The 17703-nt window shown below is 52.7% G+C and carries 15 protein-coding genes; 8 read left to right on the top strand and 7 right to left on the bottom strand.

Annotated elements, in window-relative coordinates; genetic code table 11:
* Positions 1 to 84 precede the first annotated feature (84 nt).
* Genes arnF through arnB form a run of 7 tightly spaced genes read right to left on the bottom strand, consistent with a single transcriptional unit; the run spans position 85 to position 7463 of the window.
* Entirely contained in the window at positions 85 to 459 is a 375-nt protein-coding gene (gene arnF, locus FD737_RS14645) for a 4-amino-4-deoxy-L-arabinose-phosphoundecaprenol flippase subunit ArnF (protein ID WP_097117907.1), read from the bottom strand.
* Positions 456 to 788 (bottom strand): 4-amino-4-deoxy-L-arabinose-phosphoundecaprenol flippase subunit ArnE, encoded by a 333-nt coding sequence (gene arnE / locus FD737_RS14640; RefSeq protein ID WP_034829847.1) that lies wholly within the window; start codon positions 786 to 788, stop codon positions 456 to 458. The genes arnF and arnE overlap by 4 nt, the downstream gene beginning before the upstream one ends.
* A complete protein-coding gene (gene arnT, locus FD737_RS14635) occupies positions 785 to 2446 on the bottom strand; it encodes a lipid IV(A) 4-amino-4-deoxy-L-arabinosyltransferase (RefSeq protein ID WP_160833839.1) in 1662 nt (553 codons plus the stop codon). Before arnT ends, arnE begins: the two co-directional genes overlap by 4 nt.
* Before the next feature lie 31 nt (positions 2447 to 2477).
* The gene (gene arnD / locus FD737_RS14630; RefSeq protein WP_160833838.1) at positions 2478 to 3362 is read right to left on the bottom strand and encodes a 4-deoxy-4-formamido-L-arabinose-phosphoundecaprenol deformylase; all 885 of its coding nucleotides are present in this window, start codon (positions 3360 to 3362) and stop codon (positions 2478 to 2480) included.
* Positions 3359 to 5338, bottom strand: coding sequence for a bifunctional UDP-4-amino-4-deoxy-L-arabinose formyltransferase/UDP-glucuronic acid oxidase ArnA (arnA, locus tag FD737_RS14625; protein ID WP_160833837.1), 1980 nt, complete (start codon positions 5336 to 5338; stop codon positions 3359 to 3361). The genes arnD and arnA overlap by 4 nt, the downstream gene beginning before the upstream one ends.
* The gene (arnC, locus tag FD737_RS14620) at positions 5335 to 6321 is read right to left on the bottom strand and encodes an undecaprenyl-phosphate 4-deoxy-4-formamido-L-arabinose transferase (protein ID WP_034829843.1); all 987 of its coding nucleotides are present in this window, start codon (positions 6319 to 6321) and stop codon (positions 5335 to 5337) included. Before arnC ends, arnA begins: the two co-directional genes overlap by 4 nt.
* 5 nt (positions 6322 to 6326) lie before the next feature.
* A complete protein-coding gene (gene arnB, locus FD737_RS14615; protein ID WP_160833836.1) occupies positions 6327 to 7463 on the bottom strand; it encodes a UDP-4-amino-4-deoxy-L-arabinose aminotransferase in 1137 nt (378 codons plus the stop codon).
* A 515-nt stretch (positions 7464 to 7978) separates the two neighbouring features.
* On the opposite strand from arnB, the gene FD737_RS14610 reads away from it, so the two are divergent.
* From FD737_RS14610 to FD737_RS14575, 8 genes are all read left to right on the top strand, one after another.
* On the top strand, positions 7979 to 8194 hold the full coding sequence (locus FD737_RS14610; protein ID WP_097117901.1) for a hypothetical protein: 216 nt from the start codon (positions 7979 to 7981) through the stop codon (positions 8192 to 8194).
* Between the two features lie 162 nt (positions 8195 to 8356).
* On the top strand, positions 8357 to 9121 hold the full coding sequence (locus FD737_RS14605) for an A24 family peptidase (protein ID WP_160833835.1): 765 nt from the start codon (positions 8357 to 8359) through the stop codon (positions 9119 to 9121).
* Between the two features lie 215 nt (positions 9122 to 9336).
* Positions 9337 to 10719: a diaminobutyrate--2-oxoglutarate transaminase gene (locus tag FD737_RS14600; protein WP_034829839.1), complete on the top strand. Its 1383-nt coding sequence runs from the start codon at positions 9337 to 9339 to the stop codon at positions 10717 to 10719.
* Positions 10720 to 10731: 12 nt separating this feature from the next.
* Complete coding sequence (locus FD737_RS14595) at positions 10732 to 12198, top strand: aspartate aminotransferase family protein (RefSeq protein WP_097117899.1); 1467 nt, start codon at positions 10732 to 10734, stop codon at positions 12196 to 12198.
* A gap of 396 nt (positions 12199 to 12594) precedes the next feature.
* Complete coding sequence (locus tag FD737_RS14590) at positions 12595 to 14088, top strand: cytosine permease (RefSeq protein WP_160833834.1); 1494 nt, start codon at positions 12595 to 12597, stop codon at positions 14086 to 14088.
* The gene (locus tag FD737_RS14585) at positions 14088 to 15794 is read left to right on the top strand and encodes a nitrilase-related carbon-nitrogen hydrolase (RefSeq protein WP_160833833.1); all 1707 of its coding nucleotides are present in this window, start codon (positions 14088 to 14090) and stop codon (positions 15792 to 15794) included. The genes FD737_RS14590 and FD737_RS14585 overlap by 1 nt, the downstream gene beginning before the upstream one ends.
* A gap of 140 nt (positions 15795 to 15934) precedes the next feature.
* Positions 15935 to 17089 (top strand): transporter substrate-binding domain-containing protein, encoded by a 1155-nt coding sequence (locus FD737_RS14580; RefSeq protein ID WP_160833832.1) that lies wholly within the window; start codon positions 15935 to 15937, stop codon positions 17087 to 17089.
* Entirely contained in the window at positions 17086 to 17700 is a 615-nt protein-coding gene (locus FD737_RS14575) for an ANTAR domain-containing response regulator (RefSeq protein ID WP_097117896.1), read from the top strand. Before FD737_RS14580 ends, FD737_RS14575 begins: the two co-directional genes overlap by 4 nt.
* Positions 17701 to 17703 lie beyond the last annotated feature (3 nt).

Genomic DNA, 17703 nt, shown 5'->3' with positions numbered 1-17703 from the left:
GTGTCATGCCATGCAGCTCGTCGACGAAATGTGGTCCCCGCTTTGGTTCCATGGGGCTCGCCTGTCACATCTAACGTTCTGCGGCTAAGGTTTACGCGGCAGTGAAACGCACAACAATCCAAACACAATCAATACAACACCGGCAAAACTGCTCCAGCGGAAGGCTTCACCGAACATTGGCAACGAAATAGCTGCCAGCCACACCAGCACATAACTCAGGCTCAGCAACGGATAGAGGCGGTTAAGCTGCATATGACGTAGCGCCAGCATCCAGCACAGCATCGATAATGCGTACGCACCAAGTCCCAGACCGAGCAGGAGCAGCGGCTGCAGATGCTGCCAGAATTGCGGGCTAAGGATTGCAGTCAATGGCGGGAAATGTAGCATCGCGGCACGCAGGACCAATTGCGCCAGCGACACCAGCAGCACGCTACACAGTGCGAGGATCACCCCTTTCATAGGTGGCTCCCCATCAGCGCGACCCCGGCAACAATCGCCAGCGTACCGAACCATTGTTGCAAGGTGTATGTCTCACGCCAGATCAACTTAGCTGCTATGGCCACCAACACGAAGTTGAGACTCAGCATCGGATAGGCCACGCTGACCGGCACCACACGCAATACCAGCAGCCATAGTAACATCGCCACGCCGAGCAAAAAGAGGCTCAGCGCAATCCACAAGATGAGCTGCTTCTTGCCGTGGCGCATCCCCAGATACGCCGCCTGCTTTTGACAAAGCTGGGCGGCGCAGCTCAACAAACTGACCAGAAGAATAAGCAACAGGTTCATGGTGTCGCGTTATAACCGTAATAGACCAGTCGACCTTGACGATAAACGTCATCCGGCGTTGGCATTGCAGGGTCAGGCCCGTTCTCGCCCGAGTTGAGCATCATCACCACGGACACTTTGCCATGGCGACGATGTTCACGCAGCCAGTCAGCAAATGCTGCGCCATCAACATAGCGCGTTTTCGCATCGGGATAGCTAAGACCGTATTGCAGTTCGCCTTTGGCATCATAGAAAGTGATATCACTGCGCTCAGTTTCCCATGCCACCGCAGCCGCGATGCCAGGATTGTCAGCCAGCAGATAACGGCTGTCTGCCAGTTGATGATGCACAGCCTGTACAAAACTCTGCGGCTGTTTGGAGTCACGAACCTTCTGCGGTATCGCGAAGCCGATCAGTAGCGCCAGCGTTAACGGACAAAGCGCCGCCAGTTGCCAACGGCAGGCACCCGGTTTGAGACTGAACCACCCCATAATGCCCCAGCCGGCAAAGGCCAGTACGCCACAGATTAACGGCAGTATTTCATCATGGGTATAAACGGGCTTGTGCGCCAATCCCCATGGCGCAACCACCACCAACAGGACTAAGGTGGTTATGGCGCCAAACAGCAGGTTTATCCAGCCATTAACTTTAAACACCTTCACTAATTGTGCAGAACCACTGTGGGCGTAATGCGCCATCAACAGTGCTAAAGGTGCAAAGCACGGCAGAATGTAGGTCGGCAGTTTGCCTTTAGCGATGCTAAAGAACAGCAGTGGCAAGATCACCCAACTTAACAGGTAAACGGCTCCCGCATGTTGACGACGCTGGCGCCATGCGCCCATCAATGAGCCCGGCAGCAGCGCCAGCCACGGCAGGCATCCCGCCAGCAACACCGGCAGGTAATACCAGAAGGGGGCTTTGTGCTGTGCATCTTTCTCTGCAAAGCGCTGAATATGCTCAACCCAGAAGAAGTAATGCCAGAAATCCCCTTCCTGGCGATAAATGGCCAGCGCCCACGGCGCACTGAGCAGTGCGGCAACGATGATCGTCAAAGGTCCCCAGCGTAATAGCTCGCCGAAGCGTTTTTGCCAAATCGCCCAGGGCACTATCGCCAATACCGGCACCGCCAGCGCAAGGAAGCCCTTGGTCATAAAGCCCATCGCGCAGGCTGCGCCCAGCAGCACATAACCGCAGAGACGCTGTTGCGTAGTAGAAGCTTGCGCCACCAGCCAATAGCTGCACATCGCGGCAACCATCCACAACAGCAGAATAGGATCCAGCACCGCGTAAGTGCCAATGCCATACACCAGAAGCGAAGTGAGAAAAATGATGCTGCCGGTCAGAGCGATTTTCCGGCTGGCAAACATCTGATGACCCAGCCAATAAATCAGCACTGCACTGAGCGTGGTGCAAAAAATCGAACCGGCGCGTACACCGAAGTTGGTATGGCCAAATAAGAGCTGGCCAATATTGTTGACCCAATAACCCGCTATAGGCTTTTCGAAATAACGCAAATCAAAGAAGTGCGGTACCACCCAATTGCCATTGACCAGCATTTCACGGCTGATTTCAGCGTAGCGGGTTTCATCCGGCTGCCATAAGGCGCGGAATTCGATCGGGATAAGATAATAAAGCGCGAAAAGCGCCAGGAGCAGCGCCGTTTTGGTGCCTGTACGCATCCGTGGTTCCTATAAAGTTTCCTGTTAACGTTTAGCGCTGGCAGCCCAGCCAGCCTTCGCGTCCGGGTATATGCCCACGTACCAGATTGCCCTGCGGGAGTGTGCTGAGATCGTCAGGTAACAACTCGCTCAGAGGACAGAAGTGAATGCCTTGTTGCTCTGCGCGGGTTAATAACTCGCCAAACGCCTTAGAACCGATAATGCCTTCAACTTCAGCATGAATGGTGTACACCGGCGATCCTTCGGCTGCGAGCATCTGCTCAAGAATGAAATCGTTATAGTCAGCGGCGCTAACCGACTGTCCGACGACTTCATCCCAGGTAGGCAATGTCACGGGGATTTGCACCGTGCCTAAGCTGCCATCACGCAGACGCGGCAAGAAGGGTCCAGTACCACGACAATCACTGTTGTAGCTGAAACCGAAGGTCTGCTTAGCGGCGACAACGCGGCCATCCGCCCGCCATCCGGCCACGGCAGAGCAAGTGACAGCGTCACCGATAATCGCTTCCAGTTCAGCTTTCCCACGCGAAATCTGTTCCAGCAACTTCTCTTCTGACCACACGCCTGCCCAGGTTTGCCAGGCAAAGTGATCCCAGGCGTGCAGACCGACTTCATGATGATCGGCTGTGGCGCTGATGATCTCCTCCAGACCGCGGCCAATCTCACGTCCTGGCCAGGCCGTACCAGCCAATAAAATATCCCAGCCGTAGAGTGAAGCTGCGCGCGAGCGCAGCATTTTCCATAAGAAGCGCGGTTTAATCAGGCGCCACAAGTGGCGCCCCATGTTATCCGGCCCAACGCTAAAGAAGAAACTGGCCTGCAACTGATGCAGGCTAAACTGCTCTAGCAGCGCCGGAACGCCGAGTTTGGTTCCACGCCAGGTATCAACATCTACGCGCAAACCAATTTTCTTCATGGCTTATCCTGCAACTCAACGGTGCGCAGGAAGAAATCCAGCGTGTTATCGATCGTGGTATCCATCTCAATGGTCGGCGTCCAGTCCAGCAAGCGACGCGCATTTTTGATTGACGGCTTACGATGCTCGACGTCCTGATAACCTTTACCGTAGTAGCTGCTGCTCTCTACTTCGCGGAAACCGGCGAACGGCGGGAATTGGTTGCGCAGCGGATGACGTTCGAAGCTTGCCAGCAGACGTTCCGCCAGCTCTTTGATGCTCGCCTCATTTTCCGGGTTACCGATGTTGACGATCTGACCGTCGCAGTTGTTGTTCTTGTTCTCAATGATGCGGAACAAAGCTTCAATACCATCACGAATGTCAGTGAAGCAGCGCTTCTGTGCACCACCGTCGATTAACTTGATCGGCGAACCTTCCACCAGGTTGAGGATCAATTGGGTGATCGCACGGGAGCTACCAATACGCGCAGCGTTGAGGTTATCAAGACGCGGACCCATCCAGTTGAAAGGACGGAACAGCGTGAAACGCAGCCCTTCTTTTTCGCCATAGGCCCAAATCACGCGGTCCAGCAGCTGTTTGGAAACCGAATAGATCCAGCGCTGTTTGTTGATCGGCCCCACCACCAGGTTGGAGTGATCTTCATCGAAGTGTTTATCAGTGCACATGCCGTACACTTCTGACGTGGAAGGGAAGATGATGCGCTTTTTGTATTTGACGCAATCGCGGATGATCTTGAGGTTCTCTTCAAAATCGAGTTCGAACACGCGCAGCGGGTTGCGGGTGTATTCAATTGGCGTAGCAATCGCCACCAATGGCAACACCACATCACATTTTTTGATGTGATACTCGATCCACTCTGAGTGAATGCTGATATCACCTTCAACAAAGTGGAAGCGCGGCTGATCGAGGAAACGGCTAATGGCATCCGATCCAATATCCAGACCGTAAACTTCAAAGTTGTCATCCTGCAGCAAACGTTCGGTCAAGTGGTTACCGATGAAGCCGTTCACACCCAGAATCAACACGCGTGTACGACGTTTAACGGCTGCAACCGGCTGAGAGTACAACAGTGCGCCCGGCACCATTCCCAGACTCTGCGCCAGCTGGCTGCCGTTCATATAGACGCCATTTTCACTTTGTCCGGTTACTACTTCCAGGGCACCTTCTCCGCAGGCAATCAGGAAAGGTTCAACGGAAATCACTGTGCCTGGCTTGGCTTTTGGCGCATCAACATGTACGCGCCCTTTCCACACCACAAATTTCACAGTACCGGCGAAGGCAAATGCGCCCGGCCATGGATCGGTGACCGCACGCACCAGGTTGTTGATTGACTGTGCGGACTGTTCCCACTTAATGCGACCGTCTTCTGGTGTGCGACGTCCCACCACCGTCGCCTGGCTGTGATCCTGAGGAATTGCCGCAATTTCACCACGTTTCATCGCTGGTAGTGCCTGCTCCAGCAGTTGTGTAGCACAGGCTGTCAGTTTGCGATGCAGAGTTAAGGCGTTGTCTTGTTCATCAATGGCGACACGCTGCTGTGCCACGATATCGCCTGCATCCGCGCGTTTTACCATGCGATGCAGGGTCACGCCGGTTTCAGTCTCGCCATTCACTAACGCCCAGTTAAGTGGCGCGCGCCCACGATATTTAGGCAGCAGTGAACCATGCAGGTTGAAAGCGCCCAGGCGCGCGCTGCTGAGGATGCTGTCATTGAGCAGATTGCGATAGTAGAAGGAGAAAATGTAATCCGGTGCCATGGATTTAATGCGGTCGACCCACAGCGGATGGTTAGCATCTTCCGGCGCATACACCGCGATACCCTGCTCTGCCGCCAAACGGGCGACAGAACCAAAGAAGTGGTTCTCATTAGCAGAATCAGCATGAGTGAAGATCGCGCTGATTTCGAAACCCGCATTTAACAGCGCAGTAATACCTGCACAGCCCATATCGTGATAGGCGAAGACGATAGTTTTCATTGCTCAATTTCCTGTACAGAGGAGACATCTTTCTGCGAGTTAATAACACGTTGAATGAAGTAGCGCGGACGAGCGCGGACGTCGTTGTAAATTCGGCCGATGTATTCGCCGAGTAGGCCCATACCGATAAATTGCGCGCCGACAAAAATAAACAGCACCGCAAACAGCATGAACACCCCGTCTCCGGCCCAGTCGGCACCGAGGAACAGACGCAATACGATCAGTACCAGTGAGAAGGCGAAACCGGCCAATGCAATCAGACTGCCAACAATACTCAGCAGGCGCAGTGGCGTGGTGGTCAGGCAAGTCACCAGGTCATACATCAAATTGATCAGCTTCATAAAGCTGTATTTCGAATCACCAAATTCGCGCTCGGCGTGGGCGACAGGCAGCTCAATCGTGCGGCGCGCAAAGGTGTTAGCCAGGATAGGAATAAAAGTGCTGCGCTCGTGACAGTTGAGCATGGCATCGACAATGTGACGGCGATAAGCGCGTAACATGCAGCCATAGTCACCCATCGCTTTACCGGTGACGCGTTGAATCAGCTGGTTGATAGTGCGGGAAGCGCGGCGGCGGAACCAACTGTCCTGACGATTTTGACGCACAGTACCGACCACGTCATAACCCTGCTGAGCGGCTTGCACCAGATTGGGGATCTCTTCAGGTGGATTCTGCAAATCCGCATCCAGTGTGATAATCAGGTCGCCTGATACATGGCTAAAACCGGCCATGATTGCCGAGTGTTGTCCATAGTTGCGGTTCAGCAATACGCCGACCACATGGCTTCCGGGCATGTCAGCGGCATCGGCGATCATCTCACCTGAGCGGTCGCTACTGCCGTCATCCACCAGCAAAATCTCATAATCGAGATTCAGCACAGCACATGCCGCATCGGTGCGACGCACCAACTCTGGCAGGCTCTCCTCTTCGTTGTAAACCGGGATCACCACGGAAACTTTACGAATATCTTTTTCTTCGAGCATGTCAATCAAACTCCAGCGATATGACGTAATGCACCGATTACGCGGCTGACATCTTCATCGCGCATATCAGGGAACAGCGGTATTGAGCAGATGCGGTCGCTATTCCATTCCGTGTTGGGCAAGGAAAGTTGCGGATAACGTTCGCGGTAATACTTGTGGGTATGCGCAGCACGGAAATGCAATCCGGTACCAATATCCTGCTTTTTCAATGTTTCCATTAGTGCATCGCGGCTTAAACCGCAGGTGGCTTCATCGGCGCGGATGATAAACAGATGCCAGGCATGTTGATGAGACCATTCAGGCTGAGCGAGCGGTAAAAAAGGGGTATCCGCCAGCTCGATCAGATAACGCTGCGCAATCTCAGCACGACGCGTATTAATGGCAGCCAATTTGTTTAACTGCACCAGCGCAATCGCCGCGCTGATATCTGGCAAGTTGTATTTGAAACCTGGCATGATCACTTCAGCCTGCGGTTTGCGCCCATGGGTATGGCGGTCATAGGCATCCACACCCAAGCCATGGAATTTCAGGCTGCGCATACGATCGGCAAGTTCAGCGTCATCGGTGACGATCAAACCGCCCTCTGCACAAGTCATATTCTTAATGGCATGGAAGGAGAAAATGGCCGTACCTTGCTGGCCAACGTGCTGACCTTTGTAGTAACAACCTGCGGCATGTGCAGCATCTTCTATGACTGCAATGCCGTGGCGCTCACCGATTGCGCGAATCGCATCAATATCCGCAGGTGCCCCGGCATAATGCACTGGAATAATGGCACGGGTACGAGGCGTAATCGCTGCTTCAATTTGCTCAGGTGTGACCATCAGTGTATCGCGATCAATATCAATCATTACCGGCGTGGCGCCGAGTAACGTAATAATGTTAATTGTCGACACCCATGTCAGTGAGGGCGTAATCACCTCATCACCGGGTTGAATATTTAACGCAAGAAGCGTGACGTGCATGCCTGCCGTGGCGGAACTGACAGCAATCGCATGTTGATTGCCGGTTAACTGGCAAAAGGCTTGTTCCAGTTCCGCATTTTTAGGGCCAGTAGTGATCCAGCCAGATTCAAATACCGCTTTTACCGCTGCTAACTCTTCCTCGCCTAATGAGGGACGCGAGAATGGAAGAAAAGTCATAAGTTTACCTTACCGTTTCAAACCCAAAGTTGCCTGCAATAGGGCCAGTTGCAGTGTGCAATCATAAAGTTTCTCAACAACATCCAGTAACTTGCTGTTTAAACGTAGATTAAGCGGAACCAATTCGGTAGCACGAACTGTTAATTTTTAATCTGGCGCAAAAAACTTAAGCACACCTGTCATATTGCCTCGTAGAACAAAATACGGAGGAAAACTTAACGGAACATTAAATGACAGTAAGACAAGTTGAGTTATTTCTTAAATGTTGATGATCGGTAGAGGAATCTGGCGGGGAATGTCCTCACGATATGAATATTCATCAATTTCTCATCAAATATTCAAAATGGTTTAATCAACGCAAGGCGGCAGAAAAGATGATTAGGAAGTTTCTATTTAAATCAATAATAAACATAACGATAAAAATTCAACCTATACTGTTCTTAAGGTTAAATTAATATTCAAATCTTACTCTATGTTGGGAAATCAAACGGCATATAAATGGAGGAGGATACGCAATGAATACAGGAGCCGACAGACTCGCTCAGGCAGCGCTGCGCCGCCACCATATCGGGGTGAAAACCAAAGGTTTGCGTTTTCGCGGTGACATGTATGTGTTTCGCTACAACGCAGGCCATTATGACGTTTTTCTCAACAATGACCGCGTGATGTCACTGGCCACCAGCAACGTTCAGGAAGCCATTCAAATGTTCAAACAGCAGTCCTCTCTCTGACTGCTGTTCCTGCCCCTTATGCTCTACGTTTTTACGGTTGGATTGTTGAATCTGCTCTGAAATCTCACTGATAAACTATGTAATACCCTGTTCGAACTCGCTAACTTTAACATTCGAGCGTAGCGTCTCCTGGCTCATGCAAAGGGATCGCCGAGGTTAATCATGGAGTGGACGTTATGGATAGTCGTGTGGGTGTTGGGATCAAGCGTTGGCAGCTTCATTAATGTCGTGGTTTATCGACTGCCCAGACAATGGCTGCATTCGGAAGCGCAGATAAGTTTGTGGCGGCCCGCTTCACACTGCCCGAAATGCAAACAGGCGCTGCGCTGGCGGGATTTGCTGCCCGTGATCAGCTGGCTGCTTTTACGAGGTCAATGTCGAGATTGTCACTCTGCAATCAGTGCACGTTATCCCGTGGTCGAATTTTTCAGCTCATCGGTCAGCCTCATCCTCGTCTTCTTGTTTCCTGCTGATGGACATTACGCCATCACGCTCCTGCTGTTTTGGGCGCTGCTAACCCTATCGCTGATCGATATTGACCATTATTTGTTGCCGGATGTGATCACCCTGCCATTGCTGTGGTTTGGACTATTATTAAAAGCAGTCGGATGGCTACCGGGCTCACTCAATGATGCCGTGTTTGGCGTGGTTTCAGGTTACAGCGCACTTTGGTTAATCAGCCATTTATATCAATGTGTTAGTGGTAAATTAGCACTGGGTATGGGCGATGCAAAGTTAGTGGCGGCATTAGGCGCCTGGCTGGGTTGGGCACTTTTACCCTATGTGCTTTTGCTAGCTTGTAGTGGCGCAATTTGCGCACTATTTTTCGCCAGTATTGGCTGGCAACGTGACCTCTCTCAACCCCTTGCTTTTGGTCCCTGGATTGCTCTGGCGGGCATAAGTCTTTTTATTAACACGATTATTTAATAACCACTTCATCTGCTGGCGCTAAAATAGCCGGCCAATTAGTGGCCAACGCCCTGATTCCTATATGAAAAGAATAAACAAATCTAAACAAAATAAATCATTGTGATGTACGTCAAAAGGCTCTATATTGGCCGCGTTTTTTAAACCACTGATACTTTTTTGTTCAATTAGTCAATCGGCCAGCCATTACGAGCCCCGGTTGAAGGAGAGATATGATGACGGATAAAGTCCGTATTGATAATTTTGGTGCCAACGCATTCAATGGAAACAACGACGCTTTCTTAGCCCGTCAGGCTGAGTTTGAATCAAACGTCAGGAGCTACCCGCGCAAGTTGCCTTTAGCGATTGCCAAAGCCAACGGCGTGTGGATCACAGATGTCGAGAATAAACAATATCTTGACTGCCTGGCTGGCGCAGGGACGCTGGCACTTGGTCATAACCATCCTGATGTTCTGCAGAGCATCCAAAATGTCATTACCAGCGGCTTGCCGTTACATACTCTTGATCTGACGACACCTCTTAAAGATCAATTCTCAGAATCTCTGCTCTCGCTGCTGCCTGGCCAGGGTAAAGAATATTGCCTGCAGTTCACCGGTCCTTCCGGTGCGGATGCGGTTGAAGCAGCACTGAAGCTGGCGAAGAAAGTCACTGGCCGTAGCGGCGTGATCAGCTTCTCTGGTGGTTACCATGGTATGACTCATGGTGCGCTGGCTGTGACTGGCAACCTGTCACCGAAAGAAGCCGTTAACGGCATGATGCCAGAAGTGCAGTTCATGCCTTACCCGCATCTGTACCGTTGCCCACTGGGTCTCGGCGGTGAAGCGGGTGTGAAAGCCCTGACTTACTACTTCGAAAACCTGATCAACGACGTGGAAAGCGGCGTGCGCAAGCCTGCAGCCGTTATCCTGGAAGCCGTTCAGGGTGAAGGCGGTGTGAACCCTGCTCCGGTCGAGTGGCTGCAGCGCATCCGTAAAGTCACTCAGGAACACGGTATTCTGCTGATTCTTGATGAAGTTCAGGCAGGCTTTGCCCGTACCGGCAAATTCTTTGCCTTCGAACACGCAGGCATTGAGCCAGATATTATCGTGATGTCTAAAGCAGTAGGCGGTGGTCTGCCACTGGCTGTTCTGGGTATCAAAAAGCAGTTCGACGCCTGGTCTCCAGGTCACCATACCGGTACCTTCCGCGGCAACCAGCTGGCGATGGCAACCGGTCTGGCCACTCTGAAAGTCCTGACCGAGCAGAACATCGCCGGTAAAGTGGCTGAACAAGGTGAATGGCTGAAAGCACAGCTGGCTGAGATGCAGAAACGCTTCCCGGTTATCGGCCACATCCGCGGTCTGGGCATGATGATCGGTATCGAGATCGTTAAACCAAACGAAGCGGCTGACCATATGGGTAGCCTGCCGGCTGATGGTGAACTTTCTGCACTGCTGCAGAAGAAGTGCTTCGAAGCAGGTCTGATTCTGGAGCGTGGCGGTCGTCACGGTGCAGTACTGCGTCTGTTGCCGTCACTGCTGATCACCAACGAAGAGCTGGCGATTTTCCTGGATAAATTTGAGCAGGCGCTGATTGGCGCTGGCGTCAAACCTGTTTGATTGGAAGAGTAAATGTCTGAAGTAAACCCGATTCTGGCCGCCTCTGCACAAAGCATTGAGGCGTACCAGCAGGCGATTGCCCAAAGCAGCGCCGCGGTTGTGCAGTGGCTGCAACAGCCTGAGATGTATCAAGGCAAAAGCGTTGCAGAACTGCGCGAGCGTATCACGCTCGACTTCAATCCAAACGGCCTGGGTAACCAGGCCGCGATTGAACGCGCGATTGAGTATTTCCTGAAAGACAGCCTGTCAGTGCACCACCCACAATGTGTGGCGCACTTGCACTGCCCTAGCCTGGTGGTTAGCCAGGCTGCCGAAGTGTTGATCAACGCCACCAACCAGAGTATGGACTCATGGGATCAGAGCCCTTCTGCCACCATCATTGAGGTCAAACTGATCGAATGGTTGCGTGCACAGGTGGGTTATCCAGCAGGCGATGCTGGCGTCTTCACCAGTGGTGGCACCCAAAGCAACCTGATGGGTCTGATGCTGGCGCGTGATGCGTTCTATCAGCGTCAAGGTCATTCCGTGCAGTTGGACGGCATCACTGGCGATCTGCGTAAGATCAAAGTGTTGTGTTCTGAGAACGCGCACTTCTCGGTACAGAAAAACATGGCGCTGCTTGGCCACGGCTACAATTCTGTGGTGCAGGTGAAGTCTGATCAGTTCGCACGCATGGACGTTAATGACCTGAAAGCCAAACTGGCGCAGGCCGAAGCCAATGGCGAGCAGATTTTGGCGATTGTCGCGACGGCTGGTACTACCGATGCGGGTGCGATTGATCCACTTCGCGAAATCGCGGGCATCGCGGCTGAGCACAACATTTGGATGCATGTCGATGCAGCCTGGGGCGGTGCACTGCTGCTGTCTGAAAAGTATCGTGACTATCTGGACGGCCTGGAGTTAGTGGATTCGGTGACTCTCGACTTCCACAAACAGTATTTCCAGACCATCAGCTGTGGCGCATTCCTGTTGAAAGACGAGCGTCACTATGAGCTGATGCGTTATCAGGCGGCTTACCTGAACTCTGAGTTCGATGAAGAAGCCGGTGTTCCTAACCTGGTTTCAAAATCTCTGCAGACCACGCGTCGTTTCGATGCATTGAAACTGTGGATGGGTCTGGAAGCGTTGGGCCAGAAACAGTATGCCGCGATCATCGACCACGGTGTGACGCTGGCACAGGAAGTGGCGAAGTTTGTTGCGTCAGAACCACGCCTTGAGCTGGTGATGCAGCCACAACTGGCAAGCGTGCTGTTCCGCTATCGTCCAGAGCAGCTGACCGATACCGCGCAGATTGCTCTGTTCAACCAGCGCATCGGCGATGCTCTGCTGGATTCAGGCCGCGCTAACGTTGGCGTGACTGAAAACCAGGGCGTTACCTGCCTGAAACTGACGCTGCTGAACCCAACCGTGACGCTGGAAGACATCAAAGTCTTGCTGGCGCTGGTGGAGAAAACCGCGAATCAGTTGCTGAACGCGTAATTTCGCTTCAAACGAAAAGCCGATAACTGGCAACAGTCATCGGCTTTTTTATTGCCTGTCGATTGCCCAGCCCGTTCATTTTTGCTCACTCATCCCTCTCGAATAACAACCCATTTGGTTGATTGGCAGATAACGTTAGCACGGTCAATGACGGTGCAAGTTGCACCGTCATAAGGCTCGATCACGTGGAAAACTGCCTATCAGGTGTTGAAACACTCTCATTTACCCTCTGGCACGGTAATTGCTTATTACTGTCAACCGCATCCTGCATGTCAGGAACAGGCGCCGAAGTCTGGTAAGCGGTTTGTGGCACTCTGCCACTCCAATACATCGAATTCAGGCGAAGAAGCCCCACCGGCAATGCTGTCGGCGGGGCTTTTTTATTGGAGTAAAATTATGAGCAAGTTAACAGCGTGGTTTCAGGGACCTCAAGACATCACCGAAGCGGAAGCCGTGGAAGATTATGCCGTTGGGCGTGTTCCCTCCCACTATCGCTGGCCGATCCCGGCCATCATTTTAGTGTTACTGGGAAACTCGACCGCCATGTTTTGGTTCAGCCTCGGCGCGGATATGAGCTATCAGGTCGGCTGGCCGCTGCTGCTATTACCGATTGGATATATGGTGGTGTTTGCGACCTTAATTGGCTCCTGCATTATGAAAATGGCCAGTAAAGAGGGCCTGTCACTCAATCTGATGACGCGAGGCCTGGGCTTCGGATATATGGGGTCGGCTTTTACCTCGCTAATCTATGCCATCAACTTCATCTTTTACTTCTTGTTCGAAGGCACCATCGTGTCGCATGCCATTGCGAACTACGCGGGCGTCCCGGTTAACTCCTTCACGGGCATTGCGATTTTTGCATTAATGGGATTGGCGGCAATCTGGTTTGTTTGGAAAGGCATGTCGTCGATGCAGTTCCTGCAAACCTGGGGCGTGCCGATCTTCATCTTGCTGTTCGGTTTCTGCATCTGGCAACTCACGCACCATCATCCGTCGGTGGGCTTCGGTGGCTGGCAGCCTAAAGCGGAAGTCGACAGCAATGCGCTGTGGTTAGTGATGAACATGGCCAATGGACAAATTGTGTTTCAGGGCCTGATGGCGACTGATTATGGCCGCTTCGCTCGTCCCGGCGTCAGCCATAAAGGCACGGCGACTATCATGCTGGGTATGCTGATTCCGATTGTAGTGGTGATGCTGTTCGGCGCGTTTATGGCCTATACCCTGATGCCACACATTCAGGGAGAGGATGTCTGGTCACTGGCATTAGATCCAGGCTTCGTCTTCCCGCTGATTATTGGGCTGACCGGCGTGCTGTTTGCTGTGATTACACAGATTCGTATTAACGTGCTGAACCTCTACTCCGGATCCATCGCATTGTCGAATACCATGGATATGGCGTTTAACTATCGTCCAGGCCGTCAATGGTGGATGCTGCTGGTCTGGCTGCTCGGCGTGGTGTTCTACGTCTGCAACATTCTGCAGTACACCGGTACTTTCCTGTCGATTACCGGCATTCTGACCAATACCTGGGTGTTCATAATACTCGCTGACTATTATGTCTGCCGCAAAGTGTTGCACCTTGCGCCGTCTGATTTTGTCGAATTCCGCAAAGAGTATCTGCGGATGTGGAACCCAAGTGGCGTCATTGCCCTTTGCGTTGCGGTGGCCATTGGTGCCGCTGGCGTACTCGGTGTTTATCCTATGGTGTACGCGTCGTTCATCGCCATGCTGGTGGGGCCTCTGCTGCACGTTGCAATCAGCGTCGCTACGCGCGGTCGCTATTACTTCAAGACGTTCCCGCAAGATATGCAGACCAACTGGAAACCTTCTGATGCCTATCAGGGACCAAAGCCCGTCTTCAATCCATTGCTGAGTAAGGAGGCTGAATAATGAACGTTAAGGTTGCCACAATTCAGTTTGAACCCACGCAATTTCGCAAAGATGAAAACGTCACTCATCTGCTGCAACTTGCCAGCCAGGCGGCCCGTGATGGCGCGCGATTGATTGTCATGCCGGAAATGGCTACCACCGGTTATTGCTGGCAGGATCGTGCGGAAGTTGCACCTTTTGTAGAAACCCCTGATGGCGTGACCAGTCAGGCTTTCGCTGCTATCGCACGGGAGTTCCAATGTTATCTGGTGTTTGGTATGCCGGAGCGTGACCCTGTCACAGAAATCTATTACAACAGTGCTGTTTTAGTCGGCCCGCAAGGTGTGATTGGCGTTCATCGCAAAACCCACCCTTATATTTCTGAACCCAAGTGGGCTGCCAACGGTGATGCCGGGCATCAGGTCTTTGCCACCGAAATTGGTAATATCGCCTTGCTGATTTGCATGGATATCCATTTTATCGAAACCGCTCGCCTGGCGGCGTTAGGCGGCGCGCAAATTATCTGTCATATCAGTAACTGGTTGGCTGAACGGACACCCGCGCCCTACTGGTTAAATCGCGGTTGGGAGAATGGCTGCGCCTTAATTGAAAGTAATCGTTGGGGCTGGGAGCGCGGCGTACAGTTCAGCGGCGGCAGCTGTATCGTTGACCAGAATGGCATCGTTCTGGCTAGCCGTGATAGCGGCGATGGCGTGATAGCAGCTGAGTTAACGCTGTCTGCGGAGAATCCTTCACTGCGCAAACGACGCCCTGAGCTGTATCAGCGCCTGATGACCAATACCTTTATGTGGAATCCGCAGGATTTCTTTGGCTTGTACGGCGGCGATCCCCTGCCTGCCGCCAAAGATTCACGTATCGCTGTAGCGCAGTTTCATCCGGCCAATAACATTGCTGAAAATCTTTCGGTGATCCGTCATTGGGCCGAACAGGCAAAATCACGCGGTGCTGAACTGCTGATTTTGCCAGAACGAGCACTGACAGGCGGCGAAGGTAAGAATAATGCGCTTACGCTAAACGATGCGCCAATTCAGAGCCTGCTGAAACTGGCGATTGAACTGGATATCGCGTTGTTAACTGGATTTGCCGAGTGCGAAGGTCAGCAGTTTTATAACAGTGCGCTATTGGTAAGCAGCGCGGGGTTGAACGCGCACTATCGACAAATTCACCTTAGCGAAAACGATAAGCAATGGGCTAGCGCAGGCAATCAATGGGTGACCTGCGATCTACCCTGTGGACGCGTGGGAATTCTGCTGGGTGAAGATTTGCTGGTACCAGAGGCAGCACGCATTCTGGCACTGGAAGGGTGCGACATCATCGCCTGTCCCGCCCTGCTCAACACGCCGATCCCGCTGGCGCATACGGGGACGGAGATCCCGCACGCCTGGCCGATTCTGCGCGGTGCCGACCCGTATCACTGGCTATTACCTCGCGTACGCGCGGGCGAGAATAATGTCTGGCTGGCCTTTGCCAACTGGACAACCGCGACCGGCATGAGTTTTGGGCTGAGCGGTGTGTTTGGCCCGGATACGTTTGCGTTTCCACGTACCGAAATCAAAGTGCCGGGCACGGATGGCTTGGCGGTGCTGGATATGACTACCGGGTCAGCGGAAACCGCATATCCTAATCATGTAGTGAGACGAAAGGATTTGGTATTGATGCGCCAGCCGCACTATTACACCCCACTGGTGTTGCCGTCCAGCCAGTAAACACAAGGAGCGGCCTGTTATGACTGTCGTGGTCTTCAACGGTGCAACAGTCGCTCTTATTAAAGCTGATGTATGTCGTTATGTTCTGGCGGCCACCCTGCCGCCAGAACAGGAAAGACGTTTAATCACCAGGAGACTCTATGTCTGCCACACCCCCGCCAAAGAGTGTCATTCCGATTGGCATCCTTTACTCCGTATCCGGCGATTATGCCGTGATCGGCCGCGAAATGCTCAACGGCATCCTGCTGGCGATTGAAGAGATCAACGCCAACCCTGATTATCACTTCACCCTCGCGCCAGTGGTGCGTGACCCTGGCGGTTCGCTGGATAAATATTATGACGACTGCCACGACTTACTTTTTCGCCACGGTGTACGTCATGTGATTGGTTGCTACACGTCAGCGGCCCGCAAAACCATTCTCCCGCTCATCGAATCTGCCAACGCTCTGCTGTGGCACTCCGCACGCTATGAAGGTTTTGAAAGCAGTAACAGCGTAATTTATCTGGGGGCGACGCCCAATCAGCATGTGTTGCCGCTTCTGAACTGGCTGTTGCAGCAGCAGAATGTCGCGATGTATCACGTGGGGTCGAATTACGTCTGGTCATGGGAGATGGATCGCATCACGCGTGAAGCGGTCATCCCGGCTGGTGGCGAAGTATTAGCCAGCAAGTTACTGCCGCTCGGTGAAGAGAATGTCGATGAGCTGATTACCGATATTATCGCGCAGCGGCCCAGGGTGCTACTCAACACCATGGTGGGAAAAAGTGCGTACAGTTTCTACCGTGCCTGGCATCGGGCCAGCCATCAGCAGCCCTGGCTCAATGACGTATTAAAATTAAGCCTGACGCTGTGCGAGCCGGAAGTGAACATGATTGGCGCAGAAGCTCTTGAAGGATATCTGGTCTCAGCGAGTTGGTTTCAGTCCATCGACAGTGCCGCCAACCACGATTTTTTACGCTGCTACCGCCAGCGTTTTGGCGAAGACGTGTCCCCCTCCGTTGACAGCCAAAGTGCCTGGTTGGCGGGACACCTGCTGGCGCGCGCTATCAACCGTCAAGGTGATGCTGACGTTGAGGCCGTGCGTGCTGCCGTGCTTAAAGATGAGATGGATTCCCCCGCCGGACCGATCCGAATTGATGCCGATAATAATCACAGCTGGCTGACGCCGCATCTGGCGCGCTGTCATGATGGCAAGCTAGAAAGTTTTTGGCAGGCACCACAACCGGTAAAGCCTGATCCCTGGTTAGCCTGGACCGATCTCGATAATCTGAATCAGGATGGAGAGCGCACATGAGCCGAAAAAACGTGCAAATGCGCGGACTCAAAGTGTGCGTAATGGGCTGTGCGGATCGTGATAATCATCACCTGGAGCAACAATTTTCCCGTATGGGCATTCGGGGAGAATTTTTCCCGGCCTTCCCAGATGTAGAGCAGCTCGTCGGGCAACAGTTACTGGTGTTCGATGGCGACAACCCAGCGCTGTTTCATCCCACTAACAAATTGCCCTGGCCGCCCTTACCTAAAATTGCGCTCACCGCGATGGAAACACCTTCGCGACTGCAGTGGATAACTGAGCAGAAAATTGACAGCTATATGCGTAAACCGGTGCGCTTCGACGGCGTGATGACTGCCTTCACGCTGGCGCTTGAGAGTGCAGCGCGTTTTGCCCAACTGGAACAACAACTTAAGCGTCAGGAGGAACGTCTGCGCGCGCGCAGGTACCTGTTCTCCGCGCAAATACAGGTGATGCAAGCGTTTCAGTTAGGGGAAGATGATGCTTACAACCTGCTACGTCTTGCGGCCATGGCGCAGCATATGACGATTGAGAATCTCAGCTGCGAGTTTCTTAACAATCAAACATCCTGGTTAAACCTGCTTAAAGCGCTGGCAGCTGAGAAATTATGAAAG

The sequence above is a fragment of the Pantoea sp. Seng genome (assembly GCF_009829935.1).
GTDB lineage: Bacteria > Pseudomonadota > Gammaproteobacteria > Enterobacterales > Enterobacteriaceae > Pantoea > Pantoea communis.
Note: the sequence above shows the minus strand (reverse complement) of the source record. Positions and strands in the feature narration are given on the sequence as shown.

Excerpts from the sequence above, each read along its gene's own strand:
- FD737_RS14585 (WP_160833833.1), top strand. The coding sequence starts at position 14,088 with ATGAACGTTAAGGTTGCCACAATTCAGTTTGAACCCACGCAATTTCGC.
- arnF (WP_097117907.1), bottom strand. The coding sequence starts at position 459 with ATGAAAGGGGTGATCCTCGCACTGTGTAGCGTGCTGCTGGTGTCGCTG.
- FD737_RS14595 (WP_097117899.1), top strand. The coding sequence starts at position 10,732 with ATGTCTGAAGTAAACCCGATTCTGGCCGCCTCTGCACAAAGCATTGAG.
- arnC (WP_034829843.1), bottom strand. The coding sequence starts at position 6,321 with ATGCTCGAAGAAAAAGATATTCGTAAAGTTTCCGTGGTGATCCCGGTT.
- FD737_RS14575 (WP_097117896.1), top strand. The coding sequence starts at position 17,086 with ATGAGCCGAAAAAACGTGCAAATGCGCGGACTCAAAGTGTGCGTAATG.
- FD737_RS14600 (WP_034829839.1), top strand. The coding sequence starts at position 9,337 with ATGACGGATAAAGTCCGTATTGATAATTTTGGTGCCAACGCATTCAAT.
- FD737_RS14605 (WP_160833835.1), top strand. The coding sequence starts at position 8,357 with ATGGAGTGGACGTTATGGATAGTCGTGTGGGTGTTGGGATCAAGCGTT.
- arnB (WP_160833836.1), bottom strand. The coding sequence starts at position 7,463 with ATGACTTTTCTTCCATTCTCGCGTCCCTCATTAGGCGAGGAAGAGTTA.
- arnA (WP_160833837.1), bottom strand. The coding sequence starts at position 5,338 with ATGAAAACTATCGTCTTCGCCTATCACGATATGGGCTGTGCAGGTATT.
- arnD (WP_160833838.1), bottom strand. The coding sequence starts at position 3,362 with ATGAAGAAAATTGGTTTGCGCGTAGATGTTGATACCTGGCGTGGAACC.
- FD737_RS14610 (WP_097117901.1), top strand. The coding sequence starts at position 7,979 with ATGAATACAGGAGCCGACAGACTCGCTCAGGCAGCGCTGCGCCGCCAC.
- arnT (WP_160833839.1), bottom strand. The coding sequence starts at position 2,446 with ATGCGTACAGGCACCAAAACGGCGCTGCTCCTGGCGCTTTTCGCGCTT.
- arnE (WP_034829847.1), bottom strand. The coding sequence starts at position 788 with ATGAACCTGTTGCTTATTCTTCTGGTCAGTTTGTTGAGCTGCGCCGCC.
- FD737_RS14580 (WP_160833832.1), top strand. The coding sequence starts at position 15,935 with ATGTCTGCCACACCCCCGCCAAAGAGTGTCATTCCGATTGGCATCCTT.
- FD737_RS14590 (WP_160833834.1), top strand. The coding sequence starts at position 12,595 with ATGAGCAAGTTAACAGCGTGGTTTCAGGGACCTCAAGACATCACCGAA.